15 protein-coding genes and 1 riboswitch are annotated in these 16,279 nt (G+C 72.1%); of the genes, 12 read left to right on the top strand and 3 right to left on the bottom strand.

The genetic code is table 11. The features are described 5' to 3' along the window. Nucleotides 1-36 precede the first annotated feature (36 nt). The gene (locus tag ACZ7JA_RS25395) at nt 37-1,251 is read left to right on the top strand and encodes an ROK family transcriptional regulator (RefSeq protein WP_389304802.1); all 1,215 of its coding nucleotides are present in this window, start codon (nt 37-39) and stop codon (nt 1,249-1,251) included. 252 nt (nt 1,252-1,503) lie between these two features. Here ACZ7JA_RS25395 and ACZ7JA_RS25390 read toward each other — a convergent pair whose 3' ends face one another. Continuing rightward, nucleotides 1,504-2,256 (bottom strand): SDR family oxidoreductase, encoded by a 753-nt coding sequence (locus ACZ7JA_RS25390; RefSeq protein WP_470810601.1) that lies wholly within the window; start codon nt 2,254-2,256, stop codon nt 1,504-1,506. Between the two features lie 300 nt (nt 2,257-2,556). Then, nucleotides 2,557-2,687, top strand: a riboswitch (FMN riboswitch). Between the two features lie 156 nt (nt 2,688-2,843). Between ACZ7JA_RS25390 and ACZ7JA_RS25385 the strand changes: the two genes are divergently transcribed. From ACZ7JA_RS25385 to ACZ7JA_RS25345, 9 genes are all read left to right on the top strand, one after another. Beyond that, nucleotides 2,844-3,449: a riboflavin synthase gene (locus tag ACZ7JA_RS25385; RefSeq protein WP_351663825.1), complete on the top strand. Its 606-nt coding sequence runs from the start codon at nt 2,844-2,846 to the stop codon at nt 3,447-3,449. Continuing rightward, entirely contained in the window at nt 3,446-4,087 is a 642-nt protein-coding gene (locus ACZ7JA_RS25380) for a nicotinamide mononucleotide transporter family protein (protein WP_351663823.1), read from the top strand. Before ACZ7JA_RS25385 ends, ACZ7JA_RS25380 begins: the two co-directional genes overlap by 4 nt. Continuing rightward, complete coding sequence (locus tag ACZ7JA_RS25375) at nt 4,084-5,397, top strand: bifunctional 3,4-dihydroxy-2-butanone-4-phosphate synthase/GTP cyclohydrolase II (RefSeq protein ID WP_351663821.1); 1,314 nt, start codon at nt 4,084-4,086, stop codon at nt 5,395-5,397. Before ACZ7JA_RS25380 ends, ACZ7JA_RS25375 begins: the two co-directional genes overlap by 4 nt. Before the next feature lie 22 nt (nt 5,398-5,419). Continuing rightward, on the top strand, nt 5,420-5,905 hold the full coding sequence (gene ribH, locus ACZ7JA_RS25370) for a 6,7-dimethyl-8-ribityllumazine synthase (RefSeq protein ID WP_351663819.1): 486 nt from the start codon (nt 5,420-5,422) through the stop codon (nt 5,903-5,905). Nucleotides 5,906-5,939: 34 nt separating this feature from the next. Beyond that, complete coding sequence (locus tag ACZ7JA_RS25365) at nt 5,940-6,212, top strand: phosphoribosyl-ATP diphosphatase (RefSeq protein WP_019983911.1); 273 nt, start codon at nt 5,940-5,942, stop codon at nt 6,210-6,212. 52 nt (nt 6,213-6,264) lie between these two features. Continuing rightward, the gene (gene hisG / locus ACZ7JA_RS25360) at nt 6,265-7,113 is read left to right on the top strand and encodes an ATP phosphoribosyltransferase (protein ID WP_199209761.1); all 849 of its coding nucleotides are present in this window, start codon (nt 6,265-6,267) and stop codon (nt 7,111-7,113) included. Between the two features lie 15 nt (nt 7,114-7,128). Beyond that, complete coding sequence (locus ACZ7JA_RS25355; RefSeq protein ID WP_351663816.1) at nt 7,129-7,581, top strand: PH domain-containing protein; 453 nt, start codon at nt 7,129-7,131, stop codon at nt 7,579-7,581. Between the two features lie 203 nt (nt 7,582-7,784). Further along, complete coding sequence (locus ACZ7JA_RS25350) at nt 7,785-9,119, top strand: hemolysin family protein (protein WP_351663814.1); 1,335 nt, start codon at nt 7,785-7,787, stop codon at nt 9,117-9,119. Continuing rightward, a complete protein-coding gene (locus ACZ7JA_RS25345) occupies nt 9,116-10,201 on the top strand; it encodes a hemolysin family protein (RefSeq protein ID WP_351663812.1) in 1,086 nt (361 codons plus the stop codon). Before ACZ7JA_RS25350 ends, ACZ7JA_RS25345 begins: the two co-directional genes overlap by 4 nt. 284 nt (nt 10,202-10,485) lie before the next feature. On the opposite strand, the gene ACZ7JA_RS25340 is transcribed toward ACZ7JA_RS25345, so the two are convergent. Further along, nucleotides 10,486-12,348 carry an AAA family ATPase gene (locus ACZ7JA_RS25340; RefSeq protein WP_389304806.1) on the bottom strand — a complete coding sequence of 621 codons (1,863 nt, stop codon included), beginning with the start codon at nt 12,346-12,348 and terminating at the stop codon, nt 10,486-10,488. Between the two features lie 430 nt (nt 12,349-12,778). Beyond that, nucleotides 12,779-13,399 carry a uridine kinase family protein gene (locus ACZ7JA_RS25335; RefSeq protein ID WP_351664167.1) on the bottom strand — a complete coding sequence of 207 codons (621 nt, stop codon included), beginning with the start codon at nt 13,397-13,399 and terminating at the stop codon, nt 12,779-12,781. A 274-nt stretch (nt 13,400-13,673) separates the two neighbouring features. On the opposite strand from ACZ7JA_RS25335, the gene ACZ7JA_RS25330 reads away from it, so the two are divergent. Both ACZ7JA_RS25330 and ACZ7JA_RS25325 read left to right on the top strand, forming a co-directional pair. Further along, nucleotides 13,674-14,630, top strand: coding sequence for a hypothetical protein (locus ACZ7JA_RS25330; protein WP_351663808.1), 957 nt, complete (start codon nt 13,674-13,676; stop codon nt 14,628-14,630). Between the two features lie 41 nt (nt 14,631-14,671). Beyond that, on the top strand, nt 14,672-16,213 hold the full coding sequence (locus ACZ7JA_RS25325) for an amino acid permease (RefSeq protein WP_401135528.1): 1,542 nt from the start codon (nt 14,672-14,674) through the stop codon (nt 16,211-16,213). Nucleotides 16,214-16,279 lie beyond the last annotated feature (66 nt).

The raw sequence follows: 16,279 nt of genomic DNA, 5'->3' as shown, positions 1-16,279 counted from the left end.
AAAAGTCGGCTGCGCAGGTCTGGGAGGATGCCCGTCATGCCCGCATCACCGAGCACCGCCCGGGCCATCAACGACCGGCACGCCCTGCGTCTGCTGCAGCGGGAGGGCCCGCTGACGGCAGGGCAGTTGAAGCAGCTCACCGGACTGTCCCGGCCCACGGTCGCCGACCTGGTCGAGCGGCTCAGCGTCTCCGGCCTGATCACGGTGGTGGGGGAGTCCGGCGAGCAGCGCCGCGGCCCGAACGCCCGGCTGTACGGCATCGTGGCCGACCGCGCCCACCTCGCCGCGCTCGACGTGCGCACCGAGGGCGTCCTCGTGCTGGTCTCCGATCTCGTGGGGCGCGTGCTGGCCGAGGGCTCGGCGCCCATCGGCGGGGACACCGGTACCGGGCCCGCCCTGGAGCAGGCGGTGGCCGCCGTGGAGCGGACCGTCGAGCGGGCCGGGGGCCGGCGGCCGCACACCGTCGGGATCGGGGCGCCGGGCCTCGTCGACCCGGCCACCGGCGACCTCCGCGACTCCGGCGGTCTGCCGGCCTGGCACCGCCGGCTCGCCGCGGCCCTCCAGGAACGGATGCCCGAGGCCCGGGTGACCGTGGAGAACGAGACCAACCTGGCCGCCCTGGCCGAGCAGCGCGAGGGCGCCGCCCGGGACCGGGACACCTTCGTCCTGCTCTGGCTCGGCCACGGCGTGGGCGCCGCGGTCGTCCTCGACGGCGCCCTGCGCCGCGGTGCCTCCGGCGGGACGGGCGAGATCGGCTTCCTGCCGGTCCCGGGCACGGTGACCCTGCCGTCGGCGACGGACTGCGACGGCGGCTTCCACTCCCTGGCCGGAGCGGCGGCGATCGCCCGGCTGGCCGAGCTGCACGGTCTGCCGCCGGCGGAGCGGGCGGACGGGCCGGGCGTGGCGGTGGTGGTGCGCGCGGCGGTGGCGCGTGTGACGGAGGCGCCCGGCGGGACGGCCGGGGCCGGTCCCGCCGAACGCTTCCTCGACGCCCTCGCCGACCGGATCGCCATCGGCGCCGCCTCGGTCGTCTCCATCCTCGACCCGGGCTGCGTGGTCCTCGGCGGGGAGATCGGACAGGCCGGGGGAGCGGTCCTCGCCGACCGCGTCGCCGAGCGGCTGCGCCGGATGTCACCCCTGGACACCGAGGTCCGTGCGGGCCGCCTCGGCGGCGCCGCGGTCCTCCGCGGCGCCCTCCTGACAGCACGGGACCGGGCCCAGGACGAACTCTTCACCCCGCCCGACCGCTAGGACGGGCCCGGCGACCGGCGCCCCGCCCGGGCCCGCCGCCGAAGCCCGCTCGGCCTAGTCCGCTCCGCTTCGTTCGGTGGCCTGTCGCGCTGTTTGCCTGTGCCGATCGCAGAATCCGTTCAGCGATCGGGTGTTCGAAACGTCGACCGGTGGCGCGTGTTTGGCGACGAATGTTTGCAGACGCCGACCGCTGGCCCCGTGCGTCGGCCAGGTGTGCGCCCCGAAGCCCGCCCGGCCGGCCCGGCAGCCCGCTCACCCTCGACCCCCCGCCCGCCGGGCCAGATAGTCCTCGAAGGTGCCCTTGCCGACCGCCTGCTCCGGGGGTGTCAGATGGGCGCCCGCGCGGAAGGCGCGGTAGGTGGTGCCGAAGAGCGGTACGGGTACCAGCGCCCGGCGACGGCCGGTCGCCCGGAGGTAGACCCGGGCCAGCGACTCGAACGAACGCACCTGCGGGCCGCCCATGTCGGGGACCCGGCCGGCCGGTGGGCCGGCGGCCAACTCGGCCAGGCGGTCGGCGACTTCGGCCACCTCGATGGGCTGGTCCGGCACCCCGGCCGGCAGCGGCACGACCGGCGACCTGGTGAGCGCGCGCAGCGCCGAGGCCACCAGGTCGTGGAACTGCGTCGTGCGCAGCACGGTCCAGCCGAGCCCCGACTCCTCGATCCGCCGCTCCACCGCGAGCTTGGAGCGGTAGTAGCCGTACGGCACCTCGTCGACGCCCACGATGGAGATGTACAGCAGGTGGCCCACGTCCGCCTGCCGGGCCGCCGCGATCAGATGGTCCGCCGCCCGCTCGTCGCCGCCGCGGGGGTTGCTCGCGCAGTGCACGACCGTCTCCACGCCCGCGAGGGCCGTGTCCAGACCCGGGCCGCCCGTGCGCAGGTCGACGGCGTACGGCCGGGAGCTCCGGCTGAGCACCCGCACCTCGTGCCCGTCCGCCCGCAGCCGTTCGGTGACGAGCCGGCCGAGTGTGCCGGTCCCGCCGGTCACCAGGATCGTGGCCATGTTGATTCCGTCCCTCCGGACGCCGGGGCACTCCCGAGTGGAGTGCCCTCCGTCCGTGGGGACAACGCGGCCACGCGGAACGTGACAGGGCCGAACCCGCCCTGGGCGGCCCGGCGGCGGGCAAGGGCCGTCGTCACCGCCGCCGGGCCCGCCCGCACCCTAAAAGGACTAGACCAGTACGGTCAATGGTCCGGACCAATAGCGTCCCGGAAAGTCCGAGTGGGTCTTCTGTGAGTCACTCCACAACATTCACCCGCATGGACCCGCGTCGGCCGTGGCACACTGGCCCTGTACCAGAAGCAGCGCACTCCGGGGTCGGTGAAAGTCCGAACCGGCGGTTACAGTCCGCGACCCGGTCGCTTCCAGCGGCCGGTTGACCAGGTGAAATTCCTGGACCGACGGTTAAAGTCCGGATGGGAGGCAGTGCGCGGCGGGCGGGCATGCCTTCATGCGCGCCGCCGAATCTGGCCGCGTCCGCGTGCGGACGGGTCCCCGTTCGGCGTCGTCCCGGAGCTGTTCTCCCGTTGATTCTGTCGTCTTCGACAGGCCCCGGAGTCCGTGCCCCATGAGGCAGGAGGACCCGGGAAGTGTTCACCGGAATCGTCGAAGAGCTGGGTGAGGTCACCGCCGTCGAGAATCTCGGCGACGCCTCCCGCTTCCGGCTCCGTGGCCCCGTAGTGACCGAGGGCGCGCAGCACGGCGACTCCATCGCCGTGAACGGGGTCTGTCTCACCGTCGTCGACCACGAGGGCGACGAGTTCACCGCCGACGTCATGGCCGAGACCCTGAACCGCTCCAGCCTCGGCGCGCTCGGTGTCGGCTCCCGCGTGAACCTCGAGCGCCCCACCGCGGTGGGCGCGCGCCTCGGCGGGCACATCGTGCAGGGGCACGTGGACGGCACCGGAAAGGTCCTGGAGCGCAAGCCGTCCGACAACTGGGAGATCGTGAAGGTCTCGCTGCCCGCGGACCTCGCCCGCTATGTCGTGGAGAAGGGCTCCATCACCGTCGACGGCATCAGCCTCACCGTCGTCGACGCCGGCCCCGACCACTTCACGGTGAGCCTCATCCCGACCACCCTCGCCCTGACCACGCTCGGCCACAAGCAGCCCGGCGACCCGGTCAACCTCGAGGTCGACGTCATCGCCAAGTACGTGGAGCGGCTGCTCGCGGCCGGACAGGGGGACGGCAAGTGAACTGGATGAACTCCGAGGCCTTCACGCTCTTCGGCCAGCACATCATCTGGTCCGACATGACCGGCAACATACTCGGCCTCATCACCCTGGCCCTCGGCTGGCGCCGCTCGCTGTGGACCTGGCCCGTGCAGTTCCTGTCCGGCCTGGTCCTGTTCGGCGCCTTCTACGGCCACCTGGCCGGCAGCGCCGGCAAGCAGGCCGTCGTCATGGCGGTCGCGCTGTACGGCTGGTGGCAGTGGCAGCGCAGGAAGGACCGCGCCGAGGACGGCCACATCGCGCCCCGGTTCGCGACCTGGACCGAGCGCGCGGTGATGCTCGCCGCCGCGGCCGCCGGCACCGTCGCCGTCGCCCTGCTGTTCAAGGCCTACCCGTCCCTGTCCTGGGACCCCTGGCCCGACGCCTACATCTTCGTCGGCACCATCGTCGCCATGTACGCCCAGGCCAAGGGCATGGTCGAGTTCTGGATCGCCTGGCTGCTCGTCGACCTCGTCGGCGTCCCCCTCAACTTCGCCAACGGCTACGCCTTCTCCGGCTTCGTCTACGTCATCTACGGCGCGCTCGTCCTGTGGGGCATGCGCGACTGGTGGCTGCGCTCCCGCAGGGACGCGCGGCCCGTTCTGGAAGGAGCGCCGGCATGACCTCGGCACCTCTGCTCCACAGCACCGAACGCATCGAGGACTTCGCGCTCGACCCCGTCGAGCAGGCCATCGCCGACATAGCGGCAGGCCGCCCGATCGTCGTCGTCGACGACGAGGACCGGGAGAACGAGGGCGACCTCGTCATCGCCGCCGAGAAGGCCACCCCCGAGATCGTCGCCTTCATGATGAGCGAGTGCCGGGGCCTGATCTGCGCCCCCATGGAGGGCGCCGAACTCGACCGGCTGCGGCTGCCGCAGATGGTCGAGGACAACACCGAGTCGATGAAGACCGCGTTCACCGTCTCCGTGGACGCCTCCGCCGCGCACGGCGTGAGCACGGGCATCTCGGCCGCCGACCGCGCCACCACGCTCCAGCTGCTGGCGAGCGGCACCGCCGAGCCCACCGACCTGGTCCGCCCCGGCCATGTCTTCCCGCTGCGCGCCCGGCCCGGCGGCGTGCTGACCCGCAACGGCCACACCGAGGCCGCCGTCGACCTCGCCCGCCTCGCGGGCCTGCGCCCGGCCGGGGCCATCGTGGAGATCGCCGGCGAGGACGGCCGGATGCTGCGGCTGCCCGAACTGATCCCGTTCGCCCGCAAGCACGGCCTGACGATCATCTCCATCGAGGACCTGATCGCCTACCGCCGGGACAGCGAGCCCACCGTCCGCCGCGAGGCCGAGACCCGGCTGCCCACCCGGCACGGCACCTTCACCGCCTACGGCTACCGGTCCACCGTCGACGGCGTCGAGCACGTCGCCCTCGTCCACGGCGAGATCGGCGACGGCGAGGACGTCCTGGTCCGCGTCCACTCCGAGTGCCTCACCGGCGACGTCTTCGCCTCCCTGCGCTGCGACTGCGGCCCCCAGCTCGACGCCGCCCTCGAACGCATCCAGGCCGAGGGCCGCGGCGTCGTCGTCTACCTCCGCGGACACGAGGGGCGCGGCATCGGCCTGTTGTCCAAGCTGCGCGCCTACCAACTGCAGGAGCAGGGCCGCGACACCCTGGACGCCAACCTCGAACTCGGCCTGCCCGCCGACGCCCGCGACTACGGCGCCGGCGCGCGCATCCTGGCCGACCTCGGCGTGCGCGGCGTCCGCCTGATGACCAACAACCCCGACAAGACCGACGCGTTGCTGCGCCACGGCCTGAAGGTCACCGGCCGCGAGCCGATGCCCGTCCAGGCGGGCGAGCACAACCTCCGGTACCTGCGCACCAAGCGGGACCGGATGGGGCACGACCTGCCCTGGCTGGACACCCCGGCCGTGGCCGCCGCCGCGGCCGCGCCCGCGTCCACCTGCGGCAACCAGTAAGCGAACAGCACTGAGGAGAGATGTGAGCGGCAAGGGTGCACCGGAGCTGTCCGTACGGGGCGCGAGCGACCTCAGGGTCGCCGTCATCGCGGCCCAGTGGCACGAGAAGGTGATGGACGGTCTGGTGAACGGCGCCCTGCGCGCCCTGCACGACCTGGGGATCGACGAGCCGACCCTGATCAGGGTCCCCGGCAGCTTCGAGCTCCCGGTCGCCGCGAAGGTCCTCGCGGGCCGCGGCTACGACGCCGTGGTCGCCCTCGGCGTCGTGATCCGCGGCGGAACCCCCCACTTCGACTATGTGTGCCAGGGGGTCACCCAGGGCCTCACCCAGGTCTCCGTCGAGACCGGCGTCCCCGTCGGCTTCGGCGTGCTCACCTGCGACACCGAGGAGCAGGCGCTGGACCGGGCCGGCATCGAGGGCTCCAGCGAGGACAAGGGGCACGAGGCGGTCACCGCCGCGGTCGCCACCGCGGCCACGCTCCGTTCGGTATCCGAACCCTGGCACTGAGGAGCCGCCCGCACCGCGTAGGGTGGGCATCACCATGTCCAAGAAGACTTTCGAGGAGCTCTTCACCGAGCTCCAGCACAAGGCCGCCCAGGGCGATCCCGCCACTTCCCGCACCGCAGAGCTGGTCGGCAAGGGGGTCCATGCCATCGGCAAGAAGGTCGTCGAGGAGGCCGCCGAGGTCTGGATGGCCGCCGAGTACGAGGGCAAGGAGGCGGCCGCCGAGGAGATCTCGCAGCTGCTGTACCACGTCCAGGTGATGATGGTCGCCCGCGGCATCTCCCTGGACGACGTCTACGCCCACCTCTGAGCCGCACCGGCTCACGCTCCCACTCCGACCCAACGCAAAGGAAGCCGACCTCATGCTGCGCATCGCCGTCCCCAACAAGGGTTCCCTGTCCGGCCCTGCGGCGGACATGCTGCATGAGGCCGGCTACCAGCAGCGCCGGGAGTCCAAGGAACTGCGGATCGTCGACCCGGTGAACGAGGTCGAGTTCTTCTACCTCCGCCCCCGCGACATCGCGATCTACGTCTCCTCCGGCCGGCTCGACATCGGCATCACCGGCCGCGACCTGCTGGTCGACTCCGGCGCCGACGCCGAGGAGATCCTGCCGCTCGGGTTCGCCCGCTCCACGTTCCGCTTCGCCGCCAAGCCCGGTACCGCGACGGGCGTCGCGGACCTCAAGGGCCGCACCGTCGCCACCTCCTACGAGGGCATCGTCGCCGGGCACCTCGCGGACAGCGGCGTCGACGCCTCCGTCGTCCACCTGGACGGCGCCGTCGAGACCGCGATCGAGCTGGGCGTCGCCGAGGTCATCGCCGACGTCGTGGAGACCGGCACCAGCCTGCGCAACGCGGGTCTGGAGGTCTTCGGCGAGCCCATCATGAAGTCCGAGGCCGTCGTCATCCGCCGCACCGGCGCCGACGGCGAGGAGCCCAAGGTCCAGCAGTTCCTGCGCCGCCTCCAGGGCGTCCTCGTCGCCCGGACGTACGTGATGATGGACTACGACTGCCGCGTCGAGCAGCTCGAGAAGGCCGTCGCGCTCACCCCCGGACTCGAGTCGCCGACCGTCTCCCCGCTGCACAACGAGGGCTGGGTCGCGGTCCGCGCCATGGTCCCCGCCAAGGAGGCGCAGCGGATCATGGACGACCTCTACGAGATCGGCGCCCGGGCCATCCTGACCACCGCCATCCACGCCTGCCGCCTGTAAGAGGTACGCGAACAGATGTCCGAGCTTCCCGCCCTCCCCGTGACCTTCCGACCGGGCCACACGCGGGTGATCCTGCTCACCGCCGGTGTGGCGATCTTCCTGGTGATCTCAGGCGTCGCCCTGCTGCTGGACCTGGGTCCGGGTGAGCGGGCCAGCTTCTTCGTCACCGGAGCGCTCATCTTCTGGGCACTCGCCCAACTGGCCCGGATCAAGGTGGTCGCCGACGAGTCCGGCGTCACCGTGGTCAACATCGCGAGCAGGCGGCGCCTGGCCTGGGCGGAAATCCTTCAGGTGAACCTCCGTCCGGGCGATCCCTGGGTGTTCCTCAACCTCAGCGACGGCACCAGCCTGCCCGCGCTCGGCATCCAGCCGGGCCTCGCCCGGCAGCGCGCCATCGCCGACGCGCGGGCGCTCCGGGCGCTCGCCGAAGCCCGCTCGACGGCCCCGGCCGGTGAAGATCAGGGATGAATCGGTGACGTCCGCCCTGCCACACCGGGCCGTGTCTTGATTAATCTGGAGTTGGAGGCGTCTTCGTCGCGCCTCCATCCCTGTGGCGCCGCGCCCGGTGCACAGGGGTTCCTGCTACCCGAGGAGTGACCCCCTCCGGCGATGGACGGATCGTCCTGTAGTACCTGCGCCGCCCCCTCCCCCCACATGGAGGCGGCGGCATCATGACCACCCCCTTGCTGCTCCTCGCAGCGGCCTTCCTGCTGATCCTGGCCAACGGCTTCTTCGTGGCGGCCGAGTTCGGCCTGGTGACGGTCGAGCGCCCGGACGCCGAGAAGGCCGCCGCCGACGGCGACACGCGCGCCGGCACGGTCGTGGAGTCGCTGAAGGAGCTCTCCTTCCAGCTCTCCGGCACCCAGCTCGGCATCACCATCACCTCCCTGGTCGTCGGCATGCTCGCCGAACCGGCCCTGGCCGCGCTGCTGCGCGGCCCGTTCACCGCGATAGGCGTCCCCCGGGGCGCCGTCTCCGGTGTGGCCGTGGTCACCGGCATGCTGCTGGCCTCCGCGGTCCAGATGGTCATCGGCGAACTCGTGCCCAAGAACTGGGCCGTGTCGCGCCCGCTCCAGGTCGCGCGCTTCGTCGCGGGCCCCCAGCACCTCTTCTCCCGCCTGTTCCGCCCGGTGATCTCCGCGCTGAACACGGTCGCCAACCGGCTGGTGCGCGCTCTCGGCGTCGAGCCCACCGACGAACTGGCCTCCGCCCGCACCCCGGGCGAACTGGTGTCCCTGGCCCGGCACTCCGCACAGGCCGGCGCTCTGGAGCAGGACACGGCCGACCTGTTCGTGCGCACCCTCTCCCTGGGCGAGCTGACCGCGCAGCACGTCATGACCCCGCGGGTCAAGGTCAGCGCCCTGCAGGACTCGGCCACCGCCGAGGACGTGGTCAACCTGACCCGGGCCACCGGGCTGTCGCGCTTCCCCGTCTACCGGGAGAAGATCGACGACGTGGTCGGCATGGCCCACCTCAAGGACGCGCTGGCGGTCCCCGTCAACGACCGGCTGCGTACCCCGGTCGGCCGTATCGCGCGCCGGGCGCTGCTCGTGCCCGAGACGCTGCCCGTCCAGCCCCTCCTCGCCCGGCTGCGCAGCGAGCAGCCCATCGCCGTCGTCGTGGACGAGTACGGCGGCACGGCCGGCGTGGTCACCCTGGAGGACATCGTCGAGGAGCTCGTCGGCGAGGTCCGCGACGAGCACGACGCCAAGGACGTGCCCGAACTCGCCCCCGCCCCGCCGGAGGACGGCCGGCCCGCCTGGGACGTGGACGGCGGCTGCCGGGTCGACGTCCTGAAGCGCATCGGTCTCGTCGTGCCCGAGGGGCCCTACGAGACCGTCGCCGGACTCGTCGCCGATCTGCTCGGCCGTATCCCGGCCCCCGGCGACCGGGCCGAACTGCCCGGCTGGCGGCTCGCCGTGCGCCAGGTGGGCCACTACCGCGCCGAGCGGGTCCGACTGGTCCGCACGGTCCCGGCCGTGAACGTCATGGAGGCCGTCCGATGAGCGTCCTCCAACTGTTCTTCGCCGGGCTGCTCGTGCTCGCCAACGGCTTCTTCGTCGGCGCCGAGTTCGCGCTCGTCTCCGTCCGCCGCAGCCAGATCGAACCGCTGGGCACGGCCCGGGCCCGCCAGGTGCTGTACGGCCTGGAGCGGCTGCCGCAGATGATGGCCGCCGCCCAGTTCGGCATCACCGTCTGCTCGCTGACCCTCGGCGCGGTCGCCGAGCCCACGGTCGCGCACCTGCTGGAGCCGGTCTTCGAGTGGCTGCACCTGCCGGACGGCATGATTCACCCGCTCGGCTACGTCATCGCCCTCGCCGCGGTGGTCTTCTTCCACCTCGTCATCGGCGAGATGGTGCCGAAGAACCTCGCGATGGCGGCCCCCGAGAAGGCGGCGCTGTGGCTCAGCCCGGGGCTGGTCGCCTTCGCCCGGGTGTGCCGGCCCATCACCGCGGCCCTCGGCGCCTGCGCCCAGGGCATCCTGCGGCTCTTCCGGGTCGAGCCCAAGGACGAGGTCGAGGCCGTCGTCACCAGCGAGCAGCTCAACCGCCTGCTGGAGGATTCCGGCCAGGCGGGCCTGCTCGACCCGGAGGAGCAGGAGCGCCTGGAGGACGCGCTGGAACTGGGCTCCCGCCCGGTGACGGACGTCCTGCTGCGGCGCGAGTCCCTGATCACGGTGCCGCCGTCGGTCACGCCGGGCGAGATCGTCCGGCTGACGGCCCGTACGGGCTACTCCCGCTTCCCGGTCGCGGCGGCGGACAAGGGCCCCTTCATGGGATACGTCCATGTGAAGGACGTCCTGGACCTGGAGGACTCCGACCGGGCCGTCCCTCAGCACGTCTGGCGCCCCATGACGACACTGCGCTCGGAACTGCCGCTGGACGACGCCCTGACGGTCATGCGCCGGGCGGCCACCCACCTGGCCCAGGTCGCGGACGCCTCGGGCCGGGTCATGGGCCTGGTGGCCCTGGAGGACGTCCTGGAACTGCTGGTGGGCGAGGTCCGCGACCCGGCTCACCGCAGACTCCCGGACATAAAGCTCACCGAACCCAGAGCCACCGGAAACCCGGAACAGGCCATGGCCTGACCACCCCGCCCACCCGGCACAAACCCGGGTGGGCGGCACCCCGGCCACGGTCCCACCCGGCTGCGGGCATGCGTGCCTCCCCCAGTGCCCTGACGGCCTGGGGGACCCCCAGGGCGGCACGGGTGGCGCAGCGGCACACCGCCGGCGCGGGCAAGCGAGACGCCCTCGGCCGACGGCGACACCGTTGCCTGACGAATCCGGGCAGCGCAGGCGGTGGACATCGGCACCGGCCACCCGGAAGCGAGGCTCAGCGAAAAACCCTCGGCCGGCCCCCTCACCGCCGCCTAGAGAGCCGACGGATCCTGCGGCCCCCGCCCCGACAGCACTTCTCCGTACGCCTGCATCAGGTCCGGCAGCCGCAGCGTGGCGAGGTCCCCCCGGGACAGCCCCCCGGGATACCCCGACAACCGCAGATCCCGGTAGGCGCAGCTCTTCTCGTACAGCGTCCGCAGGAACCGCCCGTTCCCCAGCTCGTCGATCCACCCCTGATCGACCACGTGCCCGGCGATGGACCGCAGCTCCTCCAGCGCCTCCTCGTCCCACTGGTCCCCGTTCTCCGCCGCGAGCACCTTGCCGATCTCGGTGAGCTCCAGCGGCCGGTAGGAGGGGAAGTCGACCCGCGAGGTGAAGCGGGAGGAGAGCCCCGGGTTCGCGGTGAGCAGCCGGTCCATGCCCTCCGGATAGCCCGCGAGGATCACCACCAGGTGGTCCCGGTTGTCCTCGGCCCGCTTCAGCAGCACCTGAAGCGCCTCGTCGCCGTACGCGTCCCCCTTGCCGTACCCGGAGTTGGACAGCGAGTACGCCTCGTCCACGAACAGCACCCCGCCGATCGCGGAGTCGATCAGCTCGTTGGCCTTCACGGCCGTCTGCCCCAGGTACTCCCCGACCAGATCGGCCCGCTGCGCCTCGACCAGATGGTCCCCGCCGAGCAGCCCCAGTGCGTAGAACACGCGGCCGAGGATCCGCGCGACCGTGGTCTTCCCGGTCCCCGACGGCCCCGAGAAGACGAAGTGCCGCTTGGGCGGCTGCACCGGCAGCCCCTGCCCGGCCCGCAGCCGCGCCATGTTCAACTGCGCGGACAGAGCCTTGACCTGCCGCTTGACCGGCTCCAGTCCCACCATCCGCTCCAGCTCCGCGAGCGCCTCCTCGAGCAACGCGGGATCGGTCGGCCCGGCCGGCAGGACGGAGGAGGGCGGCCCGCTCCGCACGCGCACCACCGGGTCGGAGACCGACGGCAGTGGCCCGGTCGGCAGATCCGGCTCCGTGAGCCGCAGATCGCGGGTCTCCGCGCCGAAGAGCGGGTCGAGCGTGTCCGGCCCGTCCATGACGTCCGCCCCGGCGCCGGTCAGGGTGATGGCCGCGAAGTCGGCCGGATCGTCGTATCCGTCGCCCTCGGCGATCGCGGCCAGCCGGGCGGAGGTGTCCATGAAGGCCGGGTCGATCCGGTGCACCGCCCGGTACAGGGGGAGCGCCGCGGCACTGCGGCCGGTGCCCTCGTGCGCCCGCGCCAGCCAGTACCGCAGCTCCTTGCGCTGCGGCTGCTCGCTGCGGCACCGCATCAGGGCCGCCGCGAGCAGCGGCTCGGCCTGGCCGTACATCTCCAGACGGACCCGGGCCATGCCGCCGAACAGGCCCGCCTCGATGCCGAGCAGGGGATCGTCGACCAGCGGGTCGGTGTGCCGCACCAGCTGGTCCCAGTCCTTGACCAGATAGGCGCGGCAGGCGTGCAGGAAGCGGACCTGCGGGTCGGTGTCCACCGGGGGCAGCCCGGCGAGCGCCCGGTCCAGTTCGGGCACGTGCCGGCCGTCCAGCCAGTGCGAGGCGTGCGCCAGCAGCAGGTCGCGCGGGCTCTCCAGCACCGGCTGAACCCACCACCCGAGCCAGTACCAGGAGTTGAGGGTGCGGCGGTGCCGGGCGCGCTGCTCCCCGAAGCGCTCCCGGTGCCGGAACATCCGCAGCAGCGCGGTGGTCGTGTCGACCCGCAGCGCGTGCAGTCCGAGCCAGGCGTCCGCCATCCCCGGGTCCATCCGGACCGCGACGCGGAACTCCTCCTCCGCCTGGGGATAGGCGCCCATCGTGTAGGCGTCCACACCTCGCAGCCAGGCGAGGTCGGCCGGGGCCTCGGGGCCCTGCGTGCCGAAGTCCATCCCGTCCCCCACAGACCGTGCCCCCGTTGGTTCGCCGCCGGGCAGTCGCCCGACGGCCGCCGCGGACGAACCGCTGTGCCGCGGACCGGAGTTGCAGGTGCGCGAGCAGTCGCCCGAAGGCCGCACCCAGGGCATCGTACCCGTGCTGAGACCGCGTGCCGAAGGGTGCCGCACGGCCTGTTCGGCGAGGTGGGAGCAGACGGGGCGCACACGAGATGGTCACCCAGGGTGAGTGTTTCGAGGCGCGAGGCGTCCGGAAGGACGGTCCGCGGGCAGAACGAAGCCCCCGATCACGGGGGAACAACCGGGGGCTTCGCGACTGCGGGCGGCTCCGAATGGCCGCACATTGGAAACGTAAGACCTGCACGGCTCCCGGGTCAAGCGGACCCGGAGCACTCAAGAAAGTTCCCCCGCAGGGGTCTTGGTGCGCTCACCGCACCGCGGAGGAACCATCACCGTGCGTGATGTTCTGGTGCGGTCCGGGAGTCCCCGCCGGTCCCGTCAGCACCTCGTATCCCTCTGGTGTCTGCCGCACCAGGAGATCCGCGTGGGGGCGCGTGGGGTCGGCGGCGAAGTGCGCGTGCTCCGCCTCGACCCACCCGGACCAGAACTCGCGCTGCGCCTCCCCGTCCCGCTGCCGGCCGCGCGCCCAGGACTCCTCGCGCGGCAGTTCCATCCACAGGAGCCGCGCCAGACGGGGCCGCAGTGCCCGGCGTCCGGCGCCCACCCCCTCGATGACGACGACGGGCGCGGGCGGCAGCGGCCGCGGCGGACCGAACGCCCGGGTGTGCCAGTCGTAGGGGGTGTACCGCGCGCTCTCGCCCCGGCCCAGCGGGCCGATCACCTGGTCCGTCAGGCGCTCGGTCCAGTCGAAGAGCCGGTCGTGGCTGGCGATGTCGTCCAGGTGGAGCACGGGCGCCCCGCCCAGCGCGGCGGCCAGCCGCCCGGCGAAGGTGGACTTCCCCGACCCCGCGTGTCCGTCGACGGCGATCAGGCGGACCGGCCCCAGCGAGGGGGGCAGCTCGCGCAGCCGGGCGGCGAGGTCGTGAATGGCGATTCCCGAGGTGTGATGCGGTGTGGGGGTGTTTTCCGGAAACAGTGTAGTAGCGGCCCATAGGGCCGGTGCCGATGGGCCGGCGCCGCGGCCCGGAGTGGCGCGAAAACGTCACTTCTTGAACCACTGGCTGAGCGCCGGTCAATCAGGCGGATTAAGCGGCGAAATCCGTTGACCGATATGTGAAATTCGGCGTTCCAGGCGTGCCGACCGCTGAGTAAGGTTCCTCCTGCGCGAGTGCGGCGCTTCGTGACGGGACGGACAGGAGAGCATGGCCGCGGAGTTATTCGAAGGGCAGTATGTGTGGCATCCGGCGGCCGACGACCGTGTCCTGGCGCGCGTATGCGTGGACGTCCGCGCCGGCCGTTATCGGAGCGCCGGCGAAGCCCTCGCCGAGACGCGCTCCGACTTCACCCTGCGCGCCCACCGCTCGCTCGTGCTGGCCTCCGAGGCGGCCGGCTCCGACCTCGTCGAACGCTGGCTGGCCGAGGAGCCGACGCCCGACGCGGCGCTGCTGTGGGCCCGGGTGGCCGTGCAGCGCGCGATGCGGGCCGCCGACGCGCACGACGAACGGGCCGAGGCGCTGGAGCGGATAGCGCTCACCGCCTGCGACCGGGCCGCCGCGCTGGCGCCCGCCGACCCCACCCCCTGGGTCGCCAAGCTCACCATGGCCCGGCTGCACCGGCTGCGCGATCCCGCCCCGCGGGGACTGCTCACCGCCCCGCCCGGACCGTGGCGGCTGTTCGCGCACGTCCTGTCCCTGGACCCGTGGCACCGCGAGGGCCACCACCGCTTCCTGTCCTGCTTCTTCACCCGCTACGGCGGCTCGGTCAACGCGGCCTGGGACGTGGCCGCGTTCCTCAGTCAGCGCGCGCCCGCCGACTCCGCGCTCCGGCTGCTGCCGCTGGTCGCCCTGGTCGAGAGCTACAACCCCACCCAGCTGCTCGCCGACCGGGTCTGGGAGCAGCCCCAGTGGCGCTCCACCGCGCTCGCCGCCTACCACAACTGGCTGCCCACGGTGGCCGGTTACCGCTTCACCCCGGTGCTCGACCTGGCCTACCTCGCGCACGCGCTGGTCATGGCCCAGTGCGGGTTCGAGGCCCGGGCGGTCTTCACGGCGATGGGCCCGTACGCCTCACGCATGCCCTGGAGTGCCTTCGGCGAGCCCGCCGAACAGCTCTCCCGGGCCCGGCGCGGCTGCGGCCTGCCCGTCCCGGGACCCGCCTGACCCGTACCTGCTCCGCCCCCCACCAAGAGAAAGGTCGATCTGTGTCGGAACGGATATCGGCTCCACGGGCGAACGCCCGCGGGGGAGAGGACGCGGTCGTGCTCGACGACGACGCGACCCTGCACGCGATGGGTTATCCGCGGAAGCTCACCCGGCGCTTCAAGGCGTTCGACAATTTCGCGATCTCTTTCACCATCATCAACATCCTCTCGGGTATTTTCTCGTCCTTCGGATTCGGCATGAACGCGGGCGGCCCCCGCATTCTCGTGTTCGGCTGGATCGGCGTCTCGGTCATGGTCCTGTTCATCGGCGCGGCGATGGCGGAGGTCGCGTCGGCGTATCCGACGAGCGGCGCGCTGTACTTCTCGGCGGGCAAACTCGCCAAGCGCCACAAGGGCGCCTGGTCCTGGTTCACCGGCTGGCTGAACTTCGTGGGCCAGATCGGCGGCACCGCCGCCACCGGCTACGCGGCGGCCACGTTCATCCAGGCCTTCGTCGCCCTGCAGTGGCCCTCGTACCAGCCGACCGCACACCAGACGGTCCTGATCACGGCAGTGATCATCGTGGCGCAGGGGCTGGCCAACACCTTCACGGTCCAGCTCGTCGCCGTACTGAACCGCATTTCCGTGTGGTGGCTGCTGATCGGACTCGTGGTGATCGTGACCGCACTCATCGTGATGCCCGACCATCATCAGTCCGCGTCCTTCGTGACGCATTTCGAGAACAACACCGGCTTCACCAACGGGCTTTACGGCGGCATGCTCGGCCTGCTGGTCACCAGCTGGACCTTCACCGGCTTCGACGGCAGCTTCCACATGTCCGAGGAAACGGTCCAGGCGACGGTCAACGCCCCGAAGGGCATCACCCGCGCCATCGGCTATTCGGCGATCACCGGCCTGATCCTGATGCTCGCGCTGGTCTACAGCATTAGCGACTACGCCAAGGTGGCCGGTTCGGCCGCGCCGCCCGTCCAGATACTCATCGACGGCCTCGGCCTCGGTACCGCCAAGGTGATGCTGCTCATCGTCATCGGCGCCATGCTCTTCTGCGGTCTGGCCAACCTCACCAGCAACACCCGGCAGATCTTCGCCTTCTCCCGGGACGGCGCCATGCCCGGCTCCCGCTGGTGGCACACGGTCTCGCTGCGCACCAGGACGCCGGTCAAGGCGGTGTGGCTCGCGGTGGGCTGCTCGCTCGCCCTGGTGGTCCCGGGCTGGTGGTCGCACACGGCCTTCACCGCCATCGTGAGCGTCAACGTGGTCGGGCTGTTCCTCGCCTACGCCGTTCCGGTCTTCCTGCGGCTGCGGCTCGGCGACGAGTTCCAGCCCGGCCCCTGGCACCTGGGCCGCTGGGGCAGGCCGATCGGCTGGATCGCGGTGACCTGGATCCTGCTCAGCAGCGTGCTGTTCATGCTGCCCCAGGCCTCGCCCATCACCGCCGACTCCTTCAACTACGCGCCGATCGCGCTGGCCGTCGTCCTGCTCGTGGCCACGGTCTGGTGGTTCGCCACCGCCCGGCGCCGCTTCCAGGGCCCCGTCAGCTACGGCCGCCCCGACGAGGTTGCGGCGATGGACCTCATCTGACCGCCGAACGGCACGGCCCCGGCGCACGGCACACCGCCCGCGCCGGGGCCGTGCAGCGCTTCCAGG

Source organism: Streptomyces sp. NPDC038135 (assembly GCF_055601245.1).
This window is presented reverse-complemented; position numbering and strand designations above follow the sequence as displayed.

Coding starts and splice junctions, on each gene's coding strand:
- ACZ7JA_RS25395 (WP_389304802.1), top strand. CDS start 37: ATGCCCGCATCACCGAGCACCGCCCGGGCCATCAACGACCGGCACGCC.
- ACZ7JA_RS25355 (WP_351663816.1), top strand. CDS start 7,129: ATGTCCGAGCTTCCCGCCCTCCCCGTGACCTTCCGACCGGGCCACACG.
- ACZ7JA_RS25350 (WP_351663814.1), top strand. CDS start 7,785: ATGACCACCCCCTTGCTGCTCCTCGCAGCGGCCTTCCTGCTGATCCTG.
- ACZ7JA_RS25345 (WP_351663812.1), top strand. CDS start 9,116: ATGAGCGTCCTCCAACTGTTCTTCGCCGGGCTGCTCGTGCTCGCCAAC.
- ACZ7JA_RS25390 (WP_470810601.1), bottom strand. CDS start 2,256: ATGGCCACGATCCTGGTGACCGGCGGGACCGGCACACTCGGCCGGCTC.
- hisG (WP_199209761.1), top strand. CDS start 6,265: ATGCTGCGCATCGCCGTCCCCAACAAGGGTTCCCTGTCCGGCCCTGCG.
- ACZ7JA_RS25330 (WP_351663808.1), top strand. CDS start 13,674: ATGGCCGCGGAGTTATTCGAAGGGCAGTATGTGTGGCATCCGGCGGCC.
- ACZ7JA_RS25340 (WP_389304806.1), bottom strand. CDS start 12,348: ATGGACTTCGGCACGCAGGGCCCCGAGGCCCCGGCCGACCTCGCCTGG.
- ACZ7JA_RS25365 (WP_019983911.1), top strand. CDS start 5,940: ATGTCCAAGAAGACTTTCGAGGAGCTCTTCACCGAGCTCCAGCACAAG.
- ACZ7JA_RS25375 (WP_351663821.1), top strand. CDS start 4,084: ATGACCTCGGCACCTCTGCTCCACAGCACCGAACGCATCGAGGACTTC.